The 19,857-nt window shown below is 46.5% G+C and carries 13 protein-coding genes; 9 read left to right on the top strand and 4 right to left on the bottom strand.

The features are described 5' to 3' along the window. The first annotated feature begins 70 nt into the window (after nt 1-70). The 6 genes from KG631_RS01440 (at nt 71) to KG631_RS01415 (ending at nt 11,485) form a co-directional block, all read left to right on the top strand. Complete coding sequence (locus KG631_RS01440) at nt 71-1,111, top strand: YCF48-related protein (protein WP_213994898.1); 1,041 nt, start codon at nt 71-73, stop codon at nt 1,109-1,111. 1 nt (nt 1,112) lies between these two features. Beyond that, on the top strand, nt 1,113-3,431 hold the full coding sequence (locus KG631_RS01435) for an MMPL family transporter (RefSeq protein ID WP_213994897.1): 2,319 nt from the start codon (nt 1,113-1,115) through the stop codon (nt 3,429-3,431). A 234-nt stretch (nt 3,432-3,665) separates the two neighbouring features. Then, a complete protein-coding gene (locus KG631_RS01430; protein ID WP_213994896.1) occupies nt 3,666-8,492 on the top strand; it encodes an NAD-glutamate dehydrogenase in 4,827 nt (1,608 codons plus the stop codon). Between the two features lie 72 nt (nt 8,493-8,564). Beyond that, the gene (gene pyrD / locus KG631_RS01425; protein WP_213994895.1) at nt 8,565-9,575 is read left to right on the top strand and encodes a quinone-dependent dihydroorotate dehydrogenase; all 1,011 of its coding nucleotides are present in this window, start codon (nt 8,565-8,567) and stop codon (nt 9,573-9,575) included. Between the two features lie 117 nt (nt 9,576-9,692). Beyond that, complete coding sequence (locus KG631_RS01420; protein ID WP_213994894.1) at nt 9,693-10,211, top strand: cell division protein ZapC domain-containing protein; 519 nt, start codon at nt 9,693-9,695, stop codon at nt 10,209-10,211. 59 nt (nt 10,212-10,270) lie between these two features. Continuing rightward, nucleotides 10,271-11,485: an SAM-dependent methyltransferase gene (locus KG631_RS01415; RefSeq protein ID WP_301003529.1), complete on the top strand. Its 1,215-nt coding sequence runs from the start codon at nt 10,271-10,273 to the stop codon at nt 11,483-11,485. A 12-nt stretch (nt 11,486-11,497) separates the two neighbouring features. Here KG631_RS01415 and KG631_RS01410 read toward each other — a convergent pair whose 3' ends face one another. The 3 genes from KG631_RS01410 to KG631_RS01400 form a co-directional block, all read right to left on the bottom strand. Then, nucleotides 11,498-12,475 carry a PHB depolymerase family esterase gene (locus KG631_RS01410; RefSeq protein WP_213994893.1) on the bottom strand — a complete coding sequence of 326 codons (978 nt, stop codon included), beginning with the start codon at nt 12,473-12,475 and terminating at the stop codon, nt 11,498-11,500. Nucleotides 12,476-12,570: 95 nt separating this feature from the next. Further along, on the bottom strand, nt 12,571-13,854 hold the full coding sequence (locus KG631_RS01405) for a nucleotide pyrophosphatase/phosphodiesterase family protein (RefSeq protein ID WP_301003528.1): 1,284 nt from the start codon (nt 13,852-13,854) through the stop codon (nt 12,571-12,573). 142 nt (nt 13,855-13,996) lie between these two features. Next, nucleotides 13,997-14,767: an amino acid ABC transporter gene (locus tag KG631_RS01400; RefSeq protein ID WP_301003527.1), complete on the bottom strand. Its 771-nt coding sequence runs from the start codon at nt 14,765-14,767 to the stop codon at nt 13,997-13,999. A gap of 251 nt (nt 14,768-15,018) precedes the next feature. On the opposite strand from KG631_RS01400, the gene KG631_RS01395 reads away from it, so the two are divergent. The 3 genes from KG631_RS01395 to KG631_RS01385 all read left to right on the top strand — a co-directional run bounded on the left by KG631_RS01395 (nt 15,019) and on the right by KG631_RS01385 (nt 18,816). Beyond that, nucleotides 15,019-16,263, top strand: coding sequence for an Nramp family divalent metal transporter (locus tag KG631_RS01395; protein ID WP_213994891.1), 1,245 nt, complete (start codon nt 15,019-15,021; stop codon nt 16,261-16,263). Nucleotides 16,264-16,362: 99 nt separating this feature from the next. Further along, a complete protein-coding gene (locus KG631_RS01390; RefSeq protein WP_213994890.1) occupies nt 16,363-17,418 on the top strand; it encodes a diguanylate cyclase in 1,056 nt (351 codons plus the stop codon). 57 nt (nt 17,419-17,475) lie between these two features. Beyond that, complete coding sequence (locus KG631_RS01385; RefSeq protein ID WP_213994889.1) at nt 17,476-18,816, top strand: DNA recombination protein RmuC; 1,341 nt, start codon at nt 17,476-17,478, stop codon at nt 18,814-18,816. Between the two features lies 1 nt (nt 18,817). On the opposite strand, the gene KG631_RS01380 is transcribed toward KG631_RS01385, so the two are convergent. Continuing rightward, nucleotides 18,818-19,855 carry a glycosyltransferase family protein gene (locus tag KG631_RS01380; protein WP_213994888.1) on the bottom strand — a complete coding sequence of 346 codons (1,038 nt, stop codon included), beginning with the start codon at nt 19,853-19,855 and terminating at the stop codon, nt 18,818-18,820. Nucleotides 19,856-19,857: the final 2 nt, after the last annotated feature.

Genomic DNA, 19,857 nt, shown 5'->3' with positions numbered 1-19,857 from the left:
TTGCTGTCCAGAAGTTAATCCGGACAGCAATTTGTTTATTCGATGACTTAAAAGAGTAGTAATGCTGCCTATGTTTAATAAACTTTTTCTGGCCAGTACTTATGTGTTGCTAAGTAGCATAGCATTTGAAGTGCCGGCTGATGTCAATTCAATTGAAGAGGTGAAGGCAGCTTACATTATGCCGCTCGCTGAGAAATCTTTGCTCACCGATTTGCAAAAAGTGAGTAATAATTTTTTTGTGGCAGTAGGAGAACGCGGTCATATTTTACTTAGCCACAATGGAAATGATTGGCAACAGGCAGCTGTGCCGGCGCAAAGCATGCTGACTGCTGTGCATTTTGTTGATGAGATACATGGTTGGGCCGTTGGCCATGACTCTCTGATCCTTGCTACTTCTGATGGTGGTCAAAGCTGGCAGGTGCAGCAATTCCTACCGGAAGATGATAAACCACTGCTTGATGTACATTTTCGGGATCCCCTGCAAGGTATCGCAGTCGGGGCTTATGGTTTGTTTTATAAAACGACTGATGGTGGTGACAGCTGGGAGCAGGCGTTTTTTATCGAGCTTGCAGCTGAAGAAGACAAAGAGTACCTACTGGACTTACAACAAACCGATCCAGAGATATACCGGTCTGAATTAGGGTCTATTTTACCGCACTTTAACCGGTTGTTCGTCGATGGCAATACCCTGTATATGGTTGGTGAAGCCGGCTTTATTGCCAAAAGCAGTGACTTTGGCGACAGCTGGGTGCGGATGGAGGAATTCTATAACGGCTCATTGTTTGATTTACATCGTACCCCTGAAATGGGCTTACTTGCAGTGGGGTTACGTGGTCATGTATTCCGGAGTGAAGATAATGGCCAGAGCTGGCAGCAGGTAGAAATCAGCGAATCGGCGACATTAAATAGCGTATTCAGTGATGCAACGGGCAACGTCTACCTGTCAGGTAATGCGGGTACTTTATTACAAAGTAACGATGATGGCCTTAGTTTTACTGAACGTTCTCAGGCTGACGGTAAAGCGATTTTAAATGGCGTGGTTCTGGATAACAGAATGTTACTGGTGACCGAAGTTGGCATTAAAGTTTTAAACCTGGATAAGTCTGAATAATATGAGTGTAAATTCGCTGGTAAATAAAATTGAGTATGCATTATTCCGGCACCGGCTGGCGGTGCTTGTTATTTTTCTTCTGGTTACTATCGGTTTATTGATAAAAGCTACTGACATTAAGCTTGATGCTGCTTTTACAAAAAATATACCTTTAAAACATGAATATATGCAAACTTATCTGGAGCATGCTGAAGATTTCGGCGGCGCCAACAATATTCTGATTGCCGTATGTGATGCCGGTGGTGATATTTTTAATCCAACCTTTTTTGAAACCTTTCGTCAGGTGCATGATGATGTGGTTTATACCCCGGGTGTTAATCGGGTCCTCGTCAAATCGGTGTTCAGCCCCAGTACTCGTTTTATCGAAGTTGTAGAAGATGGTTTCGCCGGTGGCCCCGTTATTCCTGCCGATTTTGTTGCGGATAAACGGGGACTTGACAGAGTTAAGTCTAATATCGAAAAAGCCGGCATAGTCGGCCGGATGGTCGCTGACGACTACAGTTGTGCCATGATTACTGCTCAGCTGCTTGAAATTGATTCTGAGACAGGTGAAGCGGTCGATACCCTCGAGTTTGCTGCATCGCTGGAGCAGGATATCCGCGCCAAGCATCAGAGCGAGCAAATCAGTGTCCATATTATTGGCTTCGCCAAAATGGTGGGTGATGTCGCAGATGGCGCCAAAGGTGTCGTATTATTTTTCCTGGTTGCCATCGGCGTTACCGCCTTAATGGTCTATTTCTTCTCCAAGTCAGTAATGCTGACGGTGCTGCCAATAGCATGTTCGCTGATAGCTGTAATTTGGCAAATGGGCTTACTGACGATACTGGGTTTTGGGATTGACCCTATGTCGATTCTGGTACCCTTTTTAGTGTTCGCTATCGGGGTCAGTCATGGTGTGCAGATGATTAACTCCACTGGTAAGCGGGTTGCTGCCGGCATGGATGCAAAGACAGCTGCTGAGTCAAGTTTTCGCAAATTACTGGTGCCGGGTGGCGTTGCCTTGTTGTCAGATACGGTTGGTTTTTTAACCTTACTGATTATTGAAATTGGCGTTATCCGTGAATTAGCTATCACGGCCAGCTTAGGTGTGGCTGTAATAATTTTAACCAATCTGGTGTTACTGCCTGTACTGATGTCTTATGTTAAGTTCAGTGCCGCATACAAAGCCAGAGTCTCAGCGCCTGCTGTTAAAGCAGATAAGTTCTGGTATGCGATGTCAGCTTTTGCTACCAAACGTTTTGCTTATGGCATTCTGGTCATCACTGCTGTCTTATTTGCCGCCGGTTATTGGCAAAGTCAGCAACTTAGAATAGGTGATTTACATGAAGGTGCGCCATCGTTACACGAGGACTCGCGGTACAATCTTGATACTAAGTTAATTACTGACAGTTTTGCTATTTCGGTTGATTACATCAATATCATGGTTGAGACGGTGCCCAGTGCCTGCACCGAACATGACATTATGGATCGGATTGATCAGTTCCAGTGGTTAATGGAGAACGTACCCGGAGTCCAGTCAGCGGTATCGCTGTCGTCGGTATCGAAAACGATTAATGCCGCTTATAACGAAGGCAATCAGAAATGGCGGGTACTGCCACGCAATACACAATCTTTAGTTCAGGCTTCATCCAGGGTTGAGACCAGTACTGGCTTGCTGAACGCAGATTGCTCAGTTATGCCGGTAATGGTGTTCTTAGAAGATCATAAAGCCGAAACGATTGAGCGGGTGATTGCTGCAGCTAAAAAATACGGAAGCGAGCTTGGTGATGAACAAACCCGCTTTATGCTGGCATCAGGCCCGGCTGGCGTTATGGCAGCAACCAATGAAGCGGTGTCTGCTGCTCAGCAACCAATGATGTGGTACGTATATGGTGCTGTCATTATTTTGTGTTTACTTAGCTTCCGCTCGCTCCGGGCAACTATAGCAGTTGTGGTGCCATTGTATGTGGTATCGGTACTGGCAATGGCGCTAATGACCAAGCTGCAGATCGGACTGACAGTTTCAACCTTGCCGGTGATTGCCCTCGGCGTCGGTATTGGGGTTGATTACGGTATTTATATCCTGTCAAGTATGAGCCAGCTGTTACGGGATGGTATGCCACTGCGCCAGGCCTATTTTGAAGCGTTGAAAGAGCGGGGCAGTGCTGTGTTATTTACCGGCATAACCCTGGCAATTGGCGTCAGTACCTGGGTGTTTTCAGCATTAAAGTTCCAGGTTGATATGGGAATTCTGCTAACCTTTATGTTTATTGTAAATATGTTGGGTGCCATTGTGGTGCTTCCGGCATTAGCAGCAATTTTCTGGAGGAATAATCGTTAACGGCAAAAATTTATTTTTGCATGTTTAAACACGAAAATGGCCGAAAGGCCATTTTCTATTTAAGCGAACTGAATAAGTTGTCAAAAGCCTTAAAAACCACTGGTTTAACCAGCATAAAAGCCAGAAATAGTGCTTCAAAAGCGCTACAATAGTCACTACACTGCGCAGCAGACAAGACCTTGTATGTTAGGTAGATCCAGCTGTTCAAGCTGTGCTCTGAAAAAGGATACAATAATGGCACTGATAGACGGTCATCCCTCTGTACTACTACAAAACGTAAGCAAATTGATAACTCAAAAAGTAAAAGATCAGCCAAAGCTGGTGGAGAAGTTCGCTTATACCTTATATGGCAACATGTCGAATGAAGATTTAGTTGGGCGCAATGATAGTGATCTCTATGGCGCAGCGTTAAGTTTATGGCAAACGTTTAACCAGCATGCTGAGCCGCAAGCGCGGATCCGGGTTTATAATCCTGAAATTTCCCGGCATGGCTGGGAGTCAAAACACACTATCGTTGAAATAGTGGTGCAGGATATGCCGTTTCTGGTCGATTCAGTACGGATGGCATTAAGCCGTCATAGTATCGCTGCTCATCTACTATTACATTATCCATTACAAACCCAACGTGATAAGGCGGGCAATATTACCGACTTCTTTAAACTGGGTAGTAAAACCAGCTCAAGCACTCAGCAAACGGTTTTTCATATTGAAATTGATCGGATAACTGATGAAGCGACAATTCAGGCCTTAAAAACAGAATTGCATTCGGTGATGGAGGATGTATCTCTTGCTGTGCAGGATTGGCAGCCAACCCGCCAGAAACTATTGGATGTTATCAAGAGTTTTGCCAAGCATAGCGGTAGAGCCGCGGCTGATGAAATTAAAGAAACCACAGATTTCCTGAATTGGCTTGCGAAAGACAATTTTACCTTGCTTGGTTACCGCGAATATAAAATTACCCCGGTTAAAGGCGATTATAAAATTGCCGGCGTTGATGCCAGCTCCCTGGGGTTAATGCGCCGCTCGGAGTCGCGGGATTTAATGTTGTCAGAACTGCCTGATACCGGCCGTAAGCAGGCTTTAAGCCCTACAGTGCTGGTGTTAACTAAAACGAATAATAAGTCACGGGTTCACCGTCCCGCTTATATCGATTATGTTGGCGTTAAACAATTCGATAAAGATGGCAAAGTAGTGGGTGAACATCGTTTTATCGGCCTTTACTCCTCTTCGCTTTATAACAACAGTGCTGCAGATATTCCGTTGCTTAAAAGTAAACTGGCCCGGGTTATGGCGATGTCGGAGTTTGCTACCGGTACTCATGCCTATAAAGCACTGCTAAACATCCTGGAAACATATCCACGAGATGAGCTTATTCAAGCCAGTGCGGATGAGTTACTGCATGTCGCCATGGGCGTGCTGCAAATGCAGGAACGGGATATGACCCGTTTATTTATGCGTAAAGACGCCTTTGGTCGTTTTGTGACGGCGATGGTGTATGTACCCCGCGAACGTTACAACACGCAACTGCGCAAAGAGACTCAGGCCATATTGCAACGGGCACTGGGCACCGACGAGCCGGTAGAATTTACTACTTATTTTTCAGAATCTGTGTTGGCCCGCACCCATTATCTGGTTCGGATCACTGATAGCCATGTCGAGTATAAAGTGAAAGATATTGAACGCAATCTGGTTGAAGCAGCCCGTACCTGGGAAGACAAATTAGAAACGGCCTTAACCGGTGTATACGGCGAAGCCCGCGGCAGAGAATTAGGCCGCAAATATGTAAATAGTTTTCCGCGGGCCTATAAAGAAGAAATGTTACCAAGCGACGCCCTGGTAGACATTGGTAAGTTGGAATCATTAAACGATGACAACAAGTTAGAGATGTTGTTTTACCGGCCGCAGGAAGAAAGTAAAGACAGTAAAGCGGTACGATTAAACCTGTTTCACAAAGATCATCCCATTCATCTGTCGGATGTACTGCCTATGCTGGAAAACTTCGGCTTGCGGGTTATCGGTGAAACACCTTACGCGGTCAAATCTCCGGAAGGTTCTGTCAGCTGGATCTTAAATTTCTCGATGGAGTTGAACGGTGAAGTGCCGTTGGACTTTGCAGAAGCTCAGCAAAGCTTCCAGTTGTCTTTTGCCAAAGTATGGGCTGGTCAGCTTGAAGATGATGGTTTTAACCGTTTAATTTTAGGTGCTGGCTTAAGTGGGCGTCAGGCATCGATTATTCGCGCTTATGCTAAATATAAACGCCAAATTGGTGGTACTTTCAGCCAGAGTTATGTAGAGAGTACCTTTACCCGTTACCCGGATTTAGCAGGGTTACTGGTTCAGCTGTTTGATAAAAAATTTGCGCCATCGTCTAAAGCGACCGCTAAAGCTGTTGAAAAACTGGAAGAGCAAATTACTGCGCAACTTGAAAATGTTGCCAATCTGGATGATGACCGGATTATCCGCCGTTTTGTTAATATGATTAATGCGACGCTGCGCACCAACTATTATCAGCCAGCTGAAGACGGCAGCGACAAACCCTATATTTCATTTAAAATTAAACCTGATTTAATTCCGGATATGCCGCTGCCCTTACCGATGTTTGAGATTTTTGTTTACTCGCCGCGGGTAGAAGGGGTGCACTTACGCTTTGGTAAAGTTGCACGCGGTGGTTTGCGTTGGTCTGATCGACGTGAAGATTTCCGTACCGAAGTATTAGGGCTGGTAAAAGCTCAACAGGTTAAAAATACTGTTATCGTACCTTCAGGTGCTAAAGGGGGCTTTGTCTGTAAAAAGCTGCCGGAAACCGGCGGCCGGGATGCCTTTATTGCTGAAGGCAAGGAATGTTACCGCACCTTTATCCGTGGTTTACTGGATATCACCGATAACATCGTTCAGGGCAGCATCGTGCCGCCTGAAAATGTCACGCGGTTAGATGAAGACGATCCTTACCTGGTTGTCGCAGCAGACAAAGGCACTGCTACCTTCTCAGATATCTCCAACGGTATTTCTGATGAGTATAGCTTCTGGTTAGGCGATGCCTTTGCTTCAGGCGGCTCGAATGGCTATGACCATAAGAAAATGGGAATTACTGCCCGGGGGGGCTGGGAAGCGGTAAAACGTCATTTCCGGGAAACGGGTATCGACTGCCAGACCACTGATTTTACCTGTGTTGGTATTGGCGATATGGCAGGTGATGTATTTGGTAATGGCATGCTGTTGTCTAAGCATATCCGCTTGCAGGTGGCGTTTAACCACATGCACATTTTCGTCGATCCAAACCCGGATGCAGCCAGCAGCTACGTAGAGCGTGAACGCTTATTTAACCTGCCAACGTCTACCTGGGAAGATTATGACAAAGCGTTAATTTCTGAAGGCGGTGGCATTTTCGCCCGCAGTGCTAAAGCAATTAAGTTGTCACCACAGATGAAAGACATGCTGGGTACCACCAAAGCCAGCATGACCCCGAATGAACTGATCCGTGAATGTCTGATGATGCCCGTTGACCTGATATGGAACGGCGGTATCGGTACCTATGTTAAAGCGACGTCAGAAAGCCATGCAGAAGTTGGCGATCGTGGTTCAGAGCCGCTGCGGATCAATGGCAAAGATTTAAAAGCCAAAATATTCGGTGAAGGCGGTAACCTTGGCGCAACTCAGCGCGGCCGGATTGAATTTGCCGCCAATGGTGGCCGGATCAATACTGACTTTGTCGATAATGTCGGCGGTGTTACCTGTTCAGATAACGAAGTTAATATCAAGATATTACTTAATGCCCTGGTGCAAAGCGGTGATTTAACGCTGAAACAACGGAATAAATTACTGAACGACATGACCGACGATGTGGCAGCACTGGTATTGAAAGAATGTTACCGGCAAACCCAGAGTATTACCCTGTCGTCACTACTGGGTGCAGAGCAGATTAAAGAGTATACCCGTTTTATCCATGCCCTGGAAAAAGATGGCAAACTTAATCGCGAACTTGAATTCCTGCCGACTGATGATGAGCTGGCTGAGCGGATGGTTAAAGGTATTGGCCTGACCCGGCCTGAGCTGGCTATTTTAACGGCTTACGGCAAAATGGTATTAAAAGAGCGCCTGGTATTGCCAGAGATCTACGACAATGCCTATTTTAAACGCCAGCTGTTTACCGCCTTCCCTGAGCTGTTACAAACACAATACGCAAAAGAGATGGAGACGCACCCGTTAAAAGCTGAAATTATTGCCACGAAGTTAGCCAATATGCTGGTTAATGAAATGGGACCTAATTTTGCACAGCGCATGCTGGAAGAAACGGGTGCCAATATTGGCGAAGTTGCGATGTGTTATGCGATCGCCCGTGATTTATTTGACCTGTCCGCTGTCTGGAAGCAACTGGAACAACTAGACAATATTATTTCAGCGTCGTTGCAAAATCGTTTATTGTTCCAGCTTAGACGGACAATGCGTCGGGCAACCCGCTGGTTTATCCGTCATCGCAATAAAACGATGGATATTCAACAAACCGTTGATTTCTTCAAACCCGCGTATCAGGCGATATCCCGTGATTTAGCCAGTTATCTGGCTGAAGCAGAACTGGCTCAGTTGCGGGATAATGAGCAGGACTTAATTGATAAAGGTATTCCGGCAGAAATTGCCCGCTACTTGACTCAGTTAAGTACAGTGTTCTCGGTAATGGATATCGCACAGGTGAGTGACAATCAGGGAACGTCTCTGGCGATGGTTGCTGAAATTTACTTTAAACTGGGTGACCGGCTTGATTTACACTGGTTCCTGGAGCAGATCACCCAGCAGCCGGTGGCGAATCACTGGCAGGCACTGGCCCGTGCGTCATACCGCGAGGAGCTGGACTGGCAACAACGCTCACTGACTGCAGTGGTCGTGCGCAGTTGTGGTAAAGCCTGTGCTGCTGATGAAGTGATTGAAAGCTGGCTTGCTCAGCATCAGATCCTGGTAGAACGCTGGCGCTTGATGCTGGCTGAGTTCAAGACGACTAAGAGCCATGAATTCGCTAAGTTCTCGGTAGCTATGCGCGAGCTGATGTTGTTGAGCCAGTCAGTTTAGTGCTGAAATAAGCCTGAACAATGGTTACAATACCCCGGTGATTTCCGGGGTTTTTTATTATCTAAGGCACTTATGTTTTACTCTATTGCAAAAAAACTGATGTTTAGCTGTGACGCAGAGCGGGCGCATAACCTGGCACTGGCGAGCTTGAAACGTCTGGCTCATACACCTGCTTCGCTGCTATGGCGTCAGCATGTCGCCGCAAAACCGGTTACCGTCGCGGGCATTCGTTTCGAGAATCCGTTGGGGCTTGCTGCAGGTCTGGATAAAAATGCGGATTGTATAGACGCCTTTGGTCAGATGGGCTTCGGTTTTATTGAAGTAGGGACGGTAACACCCCGGCCCCAGGACGGTAATGATAAACCGCGGATATTCAGGCTGCCTGAGGCCGAAGCTATTATTAATCGGATGGGCTTTAACAATAAAGGGGTTGATTATCTGGTTCATAATGTCAAGAATGCCAGTTATAAAGGTGTACTTGGTATAAACATTGGTAAGAACAAAGATACCAGTAACGAGCGGGGGAAGGATGACTATGTTAGTTGCATGCGTAAGGTCTATCCCCATGCCAGCTACATCACTATAAACATTTCATCACCGAATACACCTGGCTTGCGTGATTTACAATTTGGTGACGCCTTATTGGATCTGCTGCAGACAGTTAAAAATGAGCAGCTGGACCTGCAGGCTCAGTATGATAAATACGTACCGGTTTTCATTAAAATTGCTCCGGATATGGATGAAACCGCGGTGTGTCAGGTTGCAGAGACTTTGTTAAAGAGCAAAATGGATGGCGCTATCGCCACCAATACTACCTTAGACAGAAGTCGGGTACAGGGTATGGTACATGCCGATGAGGCAGGTGGTCTCAGTGGCTTGCCAGTACAGCAGAAGAGTACCGATATTATCAGCCAGCTACGTCACGCGGTTGGCCCGGATCTGCCAATTATCGGAGTAGGGGGCATTAATGACAGTGTTTCAGCACAGGACAAACTAAGCGCAGGAGCTAATTTATTGCAAGTTTATACCGGTTTTATTTATCACGGACCGGCACTGGTTAAAACGATCATAAACGGCTTATAAAGATCAATCTGTGATCCGCTTTTTTTATAAGTAAATAGTCTTTAACATGTTGATCAGCATGCTATAGTGCTTAAAACCATAAGCTAATTCAATAACTTGTTTGCAAAGGATCTGACCATGTTAACGCCATCGGAGCGCTGGACCTGGACATACTGTCCACAACGCGACCGTTTATTACTGGATATCAGTGACCAGGCCCAGTTCTGCTCTAATTTAAGCGCCCGCCAGTTAGCTGTTTTTCCAACGCAACAGCGATTTGCGATAGTTGAAGCTGAATTATACTGGCTGTACATGGACAGTTTGCAGCCGCTAGCGTTTAGTTATGCGCAAACTCTGGAGTTATGTCTGCATGCGTTGAGCTGTCAGTATATTCAGTTACAAGCGCATAAAAGTTGGTATTTTCCTGAGCAGGTCACATCGCAAGTGCAGCATGGTGACCTAGTCAGTATTGTCGGTGCTGATGGCAGGGTAGCGGCATTAGTTGTTGCCGAAGATGCAGATTGTGTCAGCTGCTTAATGCTTGATGATGTTCAGACCCTGGCTGGCAAAACCATTAAACGGACCACCGTGGTGCGGTTGTTGCGTAACCGGGTTAGTCCTTTAAATCAGCCAACAATGTTGGCACGTAGTGCCTGAAAGCCTCTGACAATGTTAATATAGCCGGCTGTCGCTTTCGGTTATTTCAGGAGCAGGGCTTGACTGCAACTTATCCAACATCATCTGACTCATCCATCACCGCTAACAACGCTGAACTGCAGCGTTTTTTTACGTTGTTAGTGCAAGCCATGTCGGACAATAGTTTACAGCGCCTGCTGTTAAGTAAATATCAGGGCCCAGAGACTGATTTACAGCGGCTGGTGGTTAGCCCGGTTAAAATTAAATCAGCGTTGCACTGGCGTTTTGTCTGGCAATACCAAACTAATCACCAAACCCATAATTATCCGCTGCCTGACGCCGTTAACTTGCTCTCAGAGTTACTACCCGCTCAGTTTAAAGCCGGCCAACTATCGACAACTGCCAGTGAAGTGCAACTGACCATCAGTAAAAAAGGTAAAGTGTTGTTAAATATTAAAAAAACGACCAACCAACAACAGGCCGATACCCGTCATAATCGGCAGAAGCAGCGTTTTGTTGAGCAAAGCAGGCCGTTTCTGACTGCACTAGGTGTGACAGACCAGCAGGGACAGGTCATTCCTGCTATGGCAAATAAATGGAAGCAAATTAACAAGTTTATTGAAGTTCTGCAAAGCGCGGTCAGAGACAGTGGTTTGCTGCAGGCAACCCAGTTACATGTGGCAGATTTTGGCTCTGGTAAGGCGTATCTTACTTTTGCCATGCATGATTATTTCTGTCATACCCTGGGTTTAAAGGCACAAATAACCGGCGTCGAATTACGGCAGAATTTAGTTGATTTATGTAACGAAACAGCGGCAGGTCTTAACCTGGCTGGATTACACTTTGAACAAGGTGATGTAAAACATTTTAAGGCTCGCGGTATCAATGTCATGGTAGCTTTGCATGCGTGTGATATTGCCACCGACTATGCGATTAATATGGGGATCCGCACCGGAGCGGAGATAATTATGTGTTCACCCTGTTGCCATAAAGAAATCCGCCCACAAATCCGGCTGCCTGATGTTATGGCTCCGATGCTGGTGCACGGCATTCATCTTGGTCAGGAAGCCGAAATGGTAACTGATAGTTTAAGAGCTTTGTTGCTGGAGGCCCATGGCTATCAGACCAAAGTATTTGAATTTATTTCGCTTGAACATACCAGTAAAAATAAAATGATTCTGGCAACCAAACGGAAAAAACCGTTAGACAACAGTGAAGCGTTACAACAAATTGCAGCGATTAAACAGTTTTATGGTATTAAGCAGCAGTGCCTGGAGCAACTGCTGCTTAGTTAGTGGCGAAGGCCGTTAGTTTTTGGCACTCAGTTGCTCAGCCATTAACATTACTGCTTGTAACTGAGGGGCCTGGTTACTGATATATTGCCCACCGGTATAGCCCCACCAATCCCAGCAGCCATGTGGATTAACAGCGCTGACTGCCACCTGGGGATACAGGATAACCAGGTCATTACTATCAGCGTAATAGTTCAGGCCAGTTTGCGTGATATAGGCATCGTCTACAACGGCTGCGTGCTGTTTACAGCCATGAAAACTTATATGAAGCCGGCATGGCTCGCCTGCCTCACATTGCTCTGGGACGTAGGCATAGCCAGTGTCAGCCAGCTGACTACCTGCCTGTGATTGGCGAAGTTGCCAGATGCTGCCAGTTGTAGCGGACGCTTTTGGATTAAGCTTGCCCAGCAAATGCCTGAGTAATTCACCGGCGGCGTCATAGTTACAGCTGGCGAGAAAAGGCGCCTCGGACACATCACAAGCGGTTCCGGTAGCTCTGTCAGTGGGAAAGTGATGAGCGAATGGTTTGTCTGTCACAAATTCAATATTGTCGGCAGGTAACCACTGAAGATACTGATTATATAAGGCTTTACCTACGTTTGGATGGACAGTGGCATCCCGGCTACCATGCAGGATCCAGACTTTGTCATCCTGCAAATTCTGGCGGCTTGGTAGCTGTTGCTGCTGCTCTAAATTATCCAGGTACTGCTCAATAACTGCTAGATCAGGTTTAGCTTCAGCTTTGCCCATGCAATTCGTAAAGGCGGTCGCCAGGCTGTTCTGAGCGCAATAAAGCGGGCCACCGGCAATCACCGCTGCACCATTGACTCTGTCAGAAAATGCCAGATGGAATTGCACAGCCATATAGCCACCCGACGATAGTCCGGATACGCTGATATCTCCGGCCAATTGTAATTCTGACCCGGTTGCGACAGCTGGCATACCAGCAAGTAAACTGATGGCAATGGCTTGTTGCCATAAGGCATTTTTCATATTAGTTTTCCGATCTGTTGGCCTTATCAGCATTAACTTGGCACGCAACGCATTCGTTATCAATAACGCTTTAGTATTGTATTGGCCCTATCAGCTTATTGTGTCTGGTTAAGCTGTAACAATTGTCTGGCCCACGCCGGATCGCCATCATTCTCAGCTGGCGTAATATTTAAAATTGCGCACATCAAATTGTATAACTCAATATTGGCAAAGGGCGATATCGTTTTCCCCTTAGCAAAAGCAGGGCCATGACCGACAAATATCGCCTGCATTTGCGGCGCAATATTGTCATAACCATGGCTGCCGGTTACAGCTTGCCGGTTAGCGCGTGCTTGCCAGCGCTGATACTGACTTTGCTGCATCAGGCGCCAGCCTGGTTCCGGAATGATAAGTAAAGGCGCCACCCGCTTGCTTTGCTGATAGTGCCAGCGCTCTGGTAAATCTTGCTTGCGATACACCTTAGCGCTGGCAGGTAAACCGCTGCTCAGTTGCTGATAAATACTTTCTAACTGACCGGCTTTTGGGAAGATAGAGACAATTTCCGGCGTCCATAGTGTTAATGCAGCCTGGCTGGTATCAAATAAACTGTCGACAATAATCACCTGTTCTGGCGGCACTTCGGCCATACCATGATCAGATACCAGCATTAAATTGACCTTGCCGTACAAATTCTGTTGTTTTAATCCGGCAACTAACTCACCAATAGCTTGATCTACCTCGGCCACCGCAGATTTAACCTGCTCTGAGTTCGGCCCGTAACGATGTCCTGCGTCGTCAATTGTGCTGAAGTACAACGTTAGAAAGCCGGGGCGCTGTGTAACCGGCAAGGATAACCATTGCAGCACCGAGCTCACTCGCTCGCTATTACTGATAGTACCGTCATAAGCACGCCAGTAACTGGGGCGGACACCTTTAATATCCGCTTCGGAGCCAGGATAAAAATAGGTGCCGGTTTTAATGCCCTGCAATTCAGCTGTTACCCAGACAGGTTCACCCAGCCACCAACGACGATGGGTGACCTCTTCTGGCTTACTCATTCTGAATATTGCGTCAAAATCTGCATCATAAATATTATTTTCAATAATTCCATGATTGCCTGGATATAAGCCGGTAACGATACTGTAGTGATTAGGGAAGGTTTTCGTTGGAAATGCAGGTTGCATTGCCTCGGCAACGGTGCCCTCTGCGATTAATTGTTCGATATGAGGGGCTGGGTATTTTCCCAGATATTCCTGGCTGAAGCCGTCCAGAGAAATAAGAATAATAACGGGTTCAACTTGCTGTTGCCGATGTTCAGCACCGTTTAAACTGCACGCAGAAGTCGTCAGTAAAAACACCGTTATCAACATCCAGTTTAAATTCTTTAAAACGGTACTCATCGTAATATGCTCGTCACTATGCGGTTACTTATATTGCCAATGCTAACCTAATATAATGTTAAATATATTAAAACTAGATTGGATAGGTAAAAATTGCGGTTAACGGATATTCCCCGTTGCTGAACTGCCGCTAAAAAATGCATCAGAATCCCTGAGGGTATGCCAGATACTCAAGGTAACGGTCACGGTTCAGGGTTTTGGGTAATACTTGCCAGACGCTTTCTGCAATCGCCGGATATTGCTGATAAAATTGCTTACTAAACATTAAATAACCAACCGAGAAATAGACCGGTGGTTGTAGTATTTCAAGGGGCAGGGTGTCAATTTCCTGCCGGTTTGCTGCCAGGCCGTTTAGCTGACAGGTTACAGTGGTTGCATCGACCCGACCTGATACCACAAGCTCAAGTGCTTGTTCAGGTGAATGAGCCCCCACCAATACAGCATGTTCCGGTAACGGCAGTGGCCTGTAGCCGTGTGGTCGGGCGATGGTCAATACTGCCGCACTGTCCGCTATCTTGGCTGACAGTTCAGTATCGAAACGGTGGGCCAGGCATAATGCATTGGTGTTAATCGCTTTGCTGGGATCTGCGTTACCGTCATCGTCCCGGGGGTAGACTGTGTAGTGCTCGCGTTCAGGGGTGTAAGCAGCAACCAGAGCGTCAACCTGATTGTCTGCCAATTGCTGTAAACAGCGTAACCATGGCATCCTGACCAACGTCAGCGAAATACCAATTTCTGCCATTGTTTGTTGTAAATGCTCAATAGTAGCGCCCGGGTTAGCAGGCACCGCCGAGCTGTTTCCGGCGTAGTAGGGTAATAGCTGCTTATCTTCATAACAAAAGCGCAAAGTTACCTGCGGCTTACTGTAAACGGCTGGGTTTTCTGCCTTCGCAATAAAAGACGCTGCAGTCATTATGCTACTAAGCACAGCACAAAGCAGCCAAACTGCTAGCTTGTTTTGCCTGTTTCTGAACAAAATAACAACCTCTGCAAATATGCCGTACAACGGTATTTCACCTGCAGTATAGCGGTTATGATTATAAAGTGCAGCCAGCTGAGATTAGCGTGCTGTAAAGTACGATAGACATCGATGAGTTACTGCCGCTACACTGCAACTGCATTTTACTCTCAGAATAATAATTTTAAGCAAGTGAAACGTTGTATATGACAACAAAACCACCAATTTTCACCTTCGGACCTGCGACCCTGGTCACTGCTGCTTTTATAGGCCCTGGCACCGTTATCAGTGCCTCGCTGGCAGGAGCTAATTTTGGTTACGCGTTGCTCTGGGCGCTGCTATTTTCGGTGTTTGCCACTATGGTCCTGCAGGAAATGGCCGCCCGGCTTGGCATTGTTACTGGCCAGGGGCTTGGTGAAAATATCCGGCACATTTTCAAAAATCCATGGCTGAAGTATCCATTAATGCTGCTGATTGTGTCTGCAATTGTTGTGGGCAATAGTGCCTATCAGGGTGGAAACATCAGCGGTGCCAGTATGGGGGCTGACGCTTTATGGCAAGATAGCTGGCCGGTTACTGCACTGCGGGCAGCAGGGTTGGCAAATCCATGGGCGTTGTTAATCGGTCTGGTTGCCACTGGCATATTATGGCAACGCAATTACGCATTGTTAGAACGTTGCCTTGTTGGCCTGGTATTGTTAATGAGCCTGGCTTTTTTAATAACGTTGTTTTTAACCAAACCTGATTATCCGGCGTTATTTAGTGGCTTACTAAAGCCGTCGTTGCCTGATGGTGCCATCTTATCTGTAATTGCACTGGTAGGGACTACCGTAGTGCCTTACTCGCTTTTCCTGCATGCTGCAGCCAGTGCCCGAAAGTGGCAGGGATCAGAATCAGATAAACACCGGCAACTTGCTCTTTCTAATGCCGATATTCGTACCGCCATTCCGCTGGGTGGACTTATTTCCATTGCTATCTTGTCTACCGCTGCTGCGGCGTTTTTTGGGCGTGAGCAAAGTATTAACAGTGCTGCAGACTTAGCACAGTCCTTGCAACCCCTGGCAGGGGAAGCTGCAGTTTGGTTAATGGGCGCGGGGTTGTTAGCGGCAGGTTTAAGTTCAGCCATAACCGCACCACTGGCTGCAGCTTATGCTCTGAATGGTTTATTCCCGTTGACACCAGGCCGCTTCAGGGCCTGTTGGTTACTAATAATCCTGATTGGAGTTCTGTTATCCTCAGCGGGTATTAAACCACTGGCAATAATTTGGTTTGCTCAGGTTGCCAATGGCATTTTATTACCGGTAATCAGCTTAACTTTATTGTTAGCTGTGAATTCGTCGATAATGGGAGAATACCGCAACACAGTTCGTCAGAATAGTGTTGCGGCAGTAGTATGGCTACTGACATTATTATTAAGTGGCCGCAGTTTATATTTAGCGATAATTAACTGACAAGGTTCAACGATCAGAGTTTGCTCCGTTAAAATGGTGCGTTGTTAGATGTTAGTGTATCGATTATCATGCATTGGTAATCACTTGGCAGAGGCTTAGGTGCTAAAACACTTTATAACCAATAATCGCCAGTTTAAACCCACTGATCCTGAGTATCGGCAGGTTTATCTGATTAACGGCATGCTACTTGGCATGGTTGTTATCTTTACTTTCTTTTTCTTTATAAACTTGGCTTTTTTTGAATTATATAGTGTTGCTCTACTGGATTTTTTAGGGGCTGCGCTGGCTGCAACGCTATTAAGACGTTTTCAATTATCCAGCGATGTGCGACAAGGCGCTAACCATACGGTGATGCTGCTTGGCGGGTTTTTATTAGGCTATCTATGCTTCGCGGCTCCCAACTTTTATTCCCTTTACTGGCTTTGTATCTTTCCACCTCTAGCGTTTTTCCTGTTAGGACGTCAACGCGGATTAGTGGCTACCGCCTTATTTTTAGGTTTGCTCACTCTGTTGCTGGCGTGGCGTTCCTCGACATGGCCAGCAGCTAGTTTCACTGTTGAATCTCTGTTAAATGTTAGCCTGGCCTCACTTTGCCTGGTTTTATTAGTACACTACTATGAGGTAAGCCGTAATGAGGTGCTAAGGGCGCTGGCAACACAACACCGGCAACTTCAGCGTTTATCAATTACTGATACACTGACCGGTTTGTATAACCGAAGTAAGTTGGATGATATCTTAAGTCAGGAAATAGCCCGCTCTATCCGACACCAGAGCCCGTTTAGTGTCATTCTGGCGGATCTGGATTTTTTCAAATCAATAAATGATAACTTTGGTCATATGGCCGGGGATCAGGTGTTAATGTCATTTGCGGGTATTATGTTGCAACATTGCCGTGAACTCGACGTAGCAGGGCGCTGGGGTGGTGAGGAGTTTTTGATTATTTGTCCTCATACTGATATTAGCGGTGCAAAGTTATTAGCTGAGCGGATCAGAGCAGCAGTTGCCGAGTTTGAGTTTGCCCATGGCAAACAATTAACCGTAAGTTTGGGTGTAGCAAGTTTTATCCGCGATGATGATGCCAATACAATTCTGAAACGGGCTGACGACGCCTTATACCGGGCGAAAGGAAAGGGGCGGAACCGGGTAGAAATGTAATACTTCAGACCTGCAATCTGATACGCGTAACCAAATATTATTACAGGCTGTTTAATTATGGATTTTCAACTTACGCCTTTCAACTTAGCCCTAATGGCTCTGGCGTTGATTCTATTGGCACTATTAATTGTTATAGCGAACCTGCAAAGGCGTCAGCGGGAGCAGCAGTTAAGTCTTGCTAAAAGTGATAACCAAAGCCAGTTATGGCAGCAACAATATCAGCAATTGCAGTTACAGCACTCCCAGCTGCAACAACAGCACCAGCAATTAGCAGTAGAACACGCCAGATTAGGCAGTACCTTACAGGAAAAACAACGGCATTTTGACGAGCAGTTACTGCTTTTACAGCAAAACAAAGCTGCGTTAAAGCAAGAGTTTGAATTACTGGCCAATGATATTCTAGAGCGCAAAGGTGAAGTGTTTAAAAGCCAGAATCAGGAAAGCATGCGCCAGCTGCTCACGCCGTTACATCAGGATATGCAGGGCTTCAGACAAAAGGTCGAGCTGTTGCACACTGAAGAAACCAAACAGCGCTCTGAACTGAAATCAGAATTAAAACAATTGCAGGCTCTTAATCAGCAAATAACTGCTGAAGCCAGCCAACTTAGCAAAGCCTTACAGGGCGAGCGCAAAGTGCAGGGTAACTGGGGCGAGTTAATGCTGGAAAATGTGCTGGATAACAGCGGCCTGCGGGCTGGTAAAGATTACCAGCGGGAGGCCAGTTTCAGTACAGACAGTGGCCGGCAGCGGCCAGATGTTGTTATTTTCCTGCCTCAGGGGAAGCACTTAATTATTGATGCGAAAACGTCGCTATCTGCCTATACCCGGTACGTTAATGCTGAAGATGATAGTACAAGACTTATTGCTTTAAAAGCGCATATCAGTGCGGTAAAAGATCGGATAACAGAGTTAGCTGACAAAAGCTACTACCAGATAGCAGGGCTGAATTCTCCGGAAGTGGTGTTTATGTTTATTCCGATAGAATCAGCCTACGTAGCGGCACTGCAACATGACAGTCAGTTGTTTCAGCAGGCACTTGATCGGAATATTCTGGTGACCACACCAACAACCCTATTAACCAGCCTGAATATTGTCCGGCAACTGTGGCGCTTTGAAGACCAAAACAAACATACCGCAGAACTGGCTAACCGGGCTGAAAAGTTCTACCAGAAGCTGAAAACCTTCCTCGATAGTATGCAGGGTGTTGGCAGGCAGCTTGATAAGGCGCGGGAGAGTTATGATAAAGCTCTGGGGCAGCTGGTTACCGGAAAAGGCAACCTGATCAAGCAGGCTGCAGAATTCAAAGATTTGGGTGTTGCCGTGAAAACAGAGTTAGATCAGGAACTGGTAGAGCGAGCCCGGCTTGAATTGGATATCAGCACTACGGGCGGTGATTAATTCAGTGCTGTTGCTGCCAGATTGACGCTGCTAACGTCGTTACTGATGTCGAACAGCCTTTTTTTAACCAGCCGGCAATAGCTATTGCAGGGTCGGGTAAAGGATAAGGTTCAACTGCGGGCTTATAGAGCCAGTTTAGCAGGGGTTCAGGGGTAAAATGATGAAATTGTTCAGCCTTGCCCATTTTTAACAGGGTATAGGTATTATATGCCTGCTCAATCTGGCCTTGCAGCGGCTTTACCAGTAATTTTTTGCCAGCAATCAGCGCTTCACTGCATAAGCCAAAACCGCTGTTACAAATGACCCCGCTGCACCGCTGTAAATCTGTGGGGAAGCCACTGCGGCTTAGCGGCAGAATAGTCACATTGTCCTCGGTGTATAACTCTTTAACGTTGGTGTAGAGTTTAAAATGCCAGCTTGGGCATTGTTTTAACCAGTTAATAATCTTTGCGTTTTGTTCAAATGGTAAGTAAACCAGTATAAATGGAGAGTGCATATCCTTGTTGGTATTGCCTGACAGTACTTTAGCAGGAGTAAGCAGGGGTGGTAACAAGTCAGGGAATTCTGGTTGCCAGTGCACCCCAAGCATCAGGTTGGCTGGCGCAAATGCACAGACCGCCGATTTTAACCAATTTGCCGACTGACGCCCCGCCAGCGGATACCTTAATGAATACTGCCGTGCCAGTCCGACAGCGAGCTTATTCTGACGTTTTGCCGCCCAGGCAGTTACCGGTTCAAAATCAGTCAATACCAGATCATAAGCTGATAAATCTAACTGTCTGACGTCACGGCAAAACTGCACAGGTTGCAACTGCCGCACTGTGGCAAGTTTACGCACTTTGCCATCGGCTGAAGCGAACGTAAAGCCGCTGGCGAAGCGATAATCACCAAACATGTCCATATCAAACAACTCGCTTTGGCGCCGGCCACTGAACAGAAAATCAACTTCAATTCCGTTTTGTTGTAAAGCAGGTAATAAGGCTCTGGCCCGGGTAATATGGCCATTGCCGGTGGCCTGCACGCCGTAAAGTATTTTCATTT

Source organism: Arsukibacterium sp. (assembly GCF_018402695.1).
In the GTDB taxonomy this organism is placed as follows: Bacteria; Pseudomonadota; Gammaproteobacteria; order Enterobacterales; family Alteromonadaceae; genus Alishewanella.
Note: the sequence above shows the minus strand (reverse complement) of the source record. Positions and strands in the feature narration are given on the sequence as shown.

Excerpts from the sequence above, each read along its gene's own strand:
- KG631_RS01440 (WP_213994898.1), top strand. The coding sequence starts at position 71 with ATGTTTAATAAACTTTTTCTGGCCAGTACTTATGTGTTGCTAAGTAGC.
- KG631_RS01405 (WP_301003528.1), bottom strand. The coding sequence starts at position 13,854 with ATGAGTACCGTTTTAAAGAATTTAAACTGGATGTTGATAACGGTGTTT.
- KG631_RS01400 (WP_301003527.1), bottom strand. The coding sequence starts at position 14,767 with ATGACTGCAGCGTCTTTTATTGCGAAGGCAGAAAACCCAGCCGTTTAC.
- KG631_RS01435 (WP_213994897.1), top strand. The coding sequence starts at position 1,113 with ATGAGTGTAAATTCGCTGGTAAATAAAATTGAGTATGCATTATTCCGG.
- pyrD (WP_213994895.1), top strand. The coding sequence starts at position 8,565 with ATGTTTTACTCTATTGCAAAAAAACTGATGTTTAGCTGTGACGCAGAG.
- KG631_RS01395 (WP_213994891.1), top strand. The coding sequence starts at position 15,019 with ATGACAACAAAACCACCAATTTTCACCTTCGGACCTGCGACCCTGGTC.
- KG631_RS01385 (WP_213994889.1), top strand. The coding sequence starts at position 17,476 with ATGGATTTTCAACTTACGCCTTTCAACTTAGCCCTAATGGCTCTGGCG.
- KG631_RS01420 (WP_213994894.1), top strand. The coding sequence starts at position 9,693 with ATGTTAACGCCATCGGAGCGCTGGACCTGGACATACTGTCCACAACGC.
- KG631_RS01430 (WP_213994896.1), top strand. The coding sequence starts at position 3,666 with ATGGCACTGATAGACGGTCATCCCTCTGTACTACTACAAAACGTAAGC.
- KG631_RS01380 (WP_213994888.1), bottom strand. The coding sequence starts at position 19,855 with ATGAAAATACTTTACGGCGTGCAGGCCACCGGCAATGGCCATATTACC.
- KG631_RS01410 (WP_213994893.1), bottom strand. The coding sequence starts at position 12,475 with ATGAAAAATGCCTTATGGCAACAAGCCATTGCCATCAGTTTACTTGCT.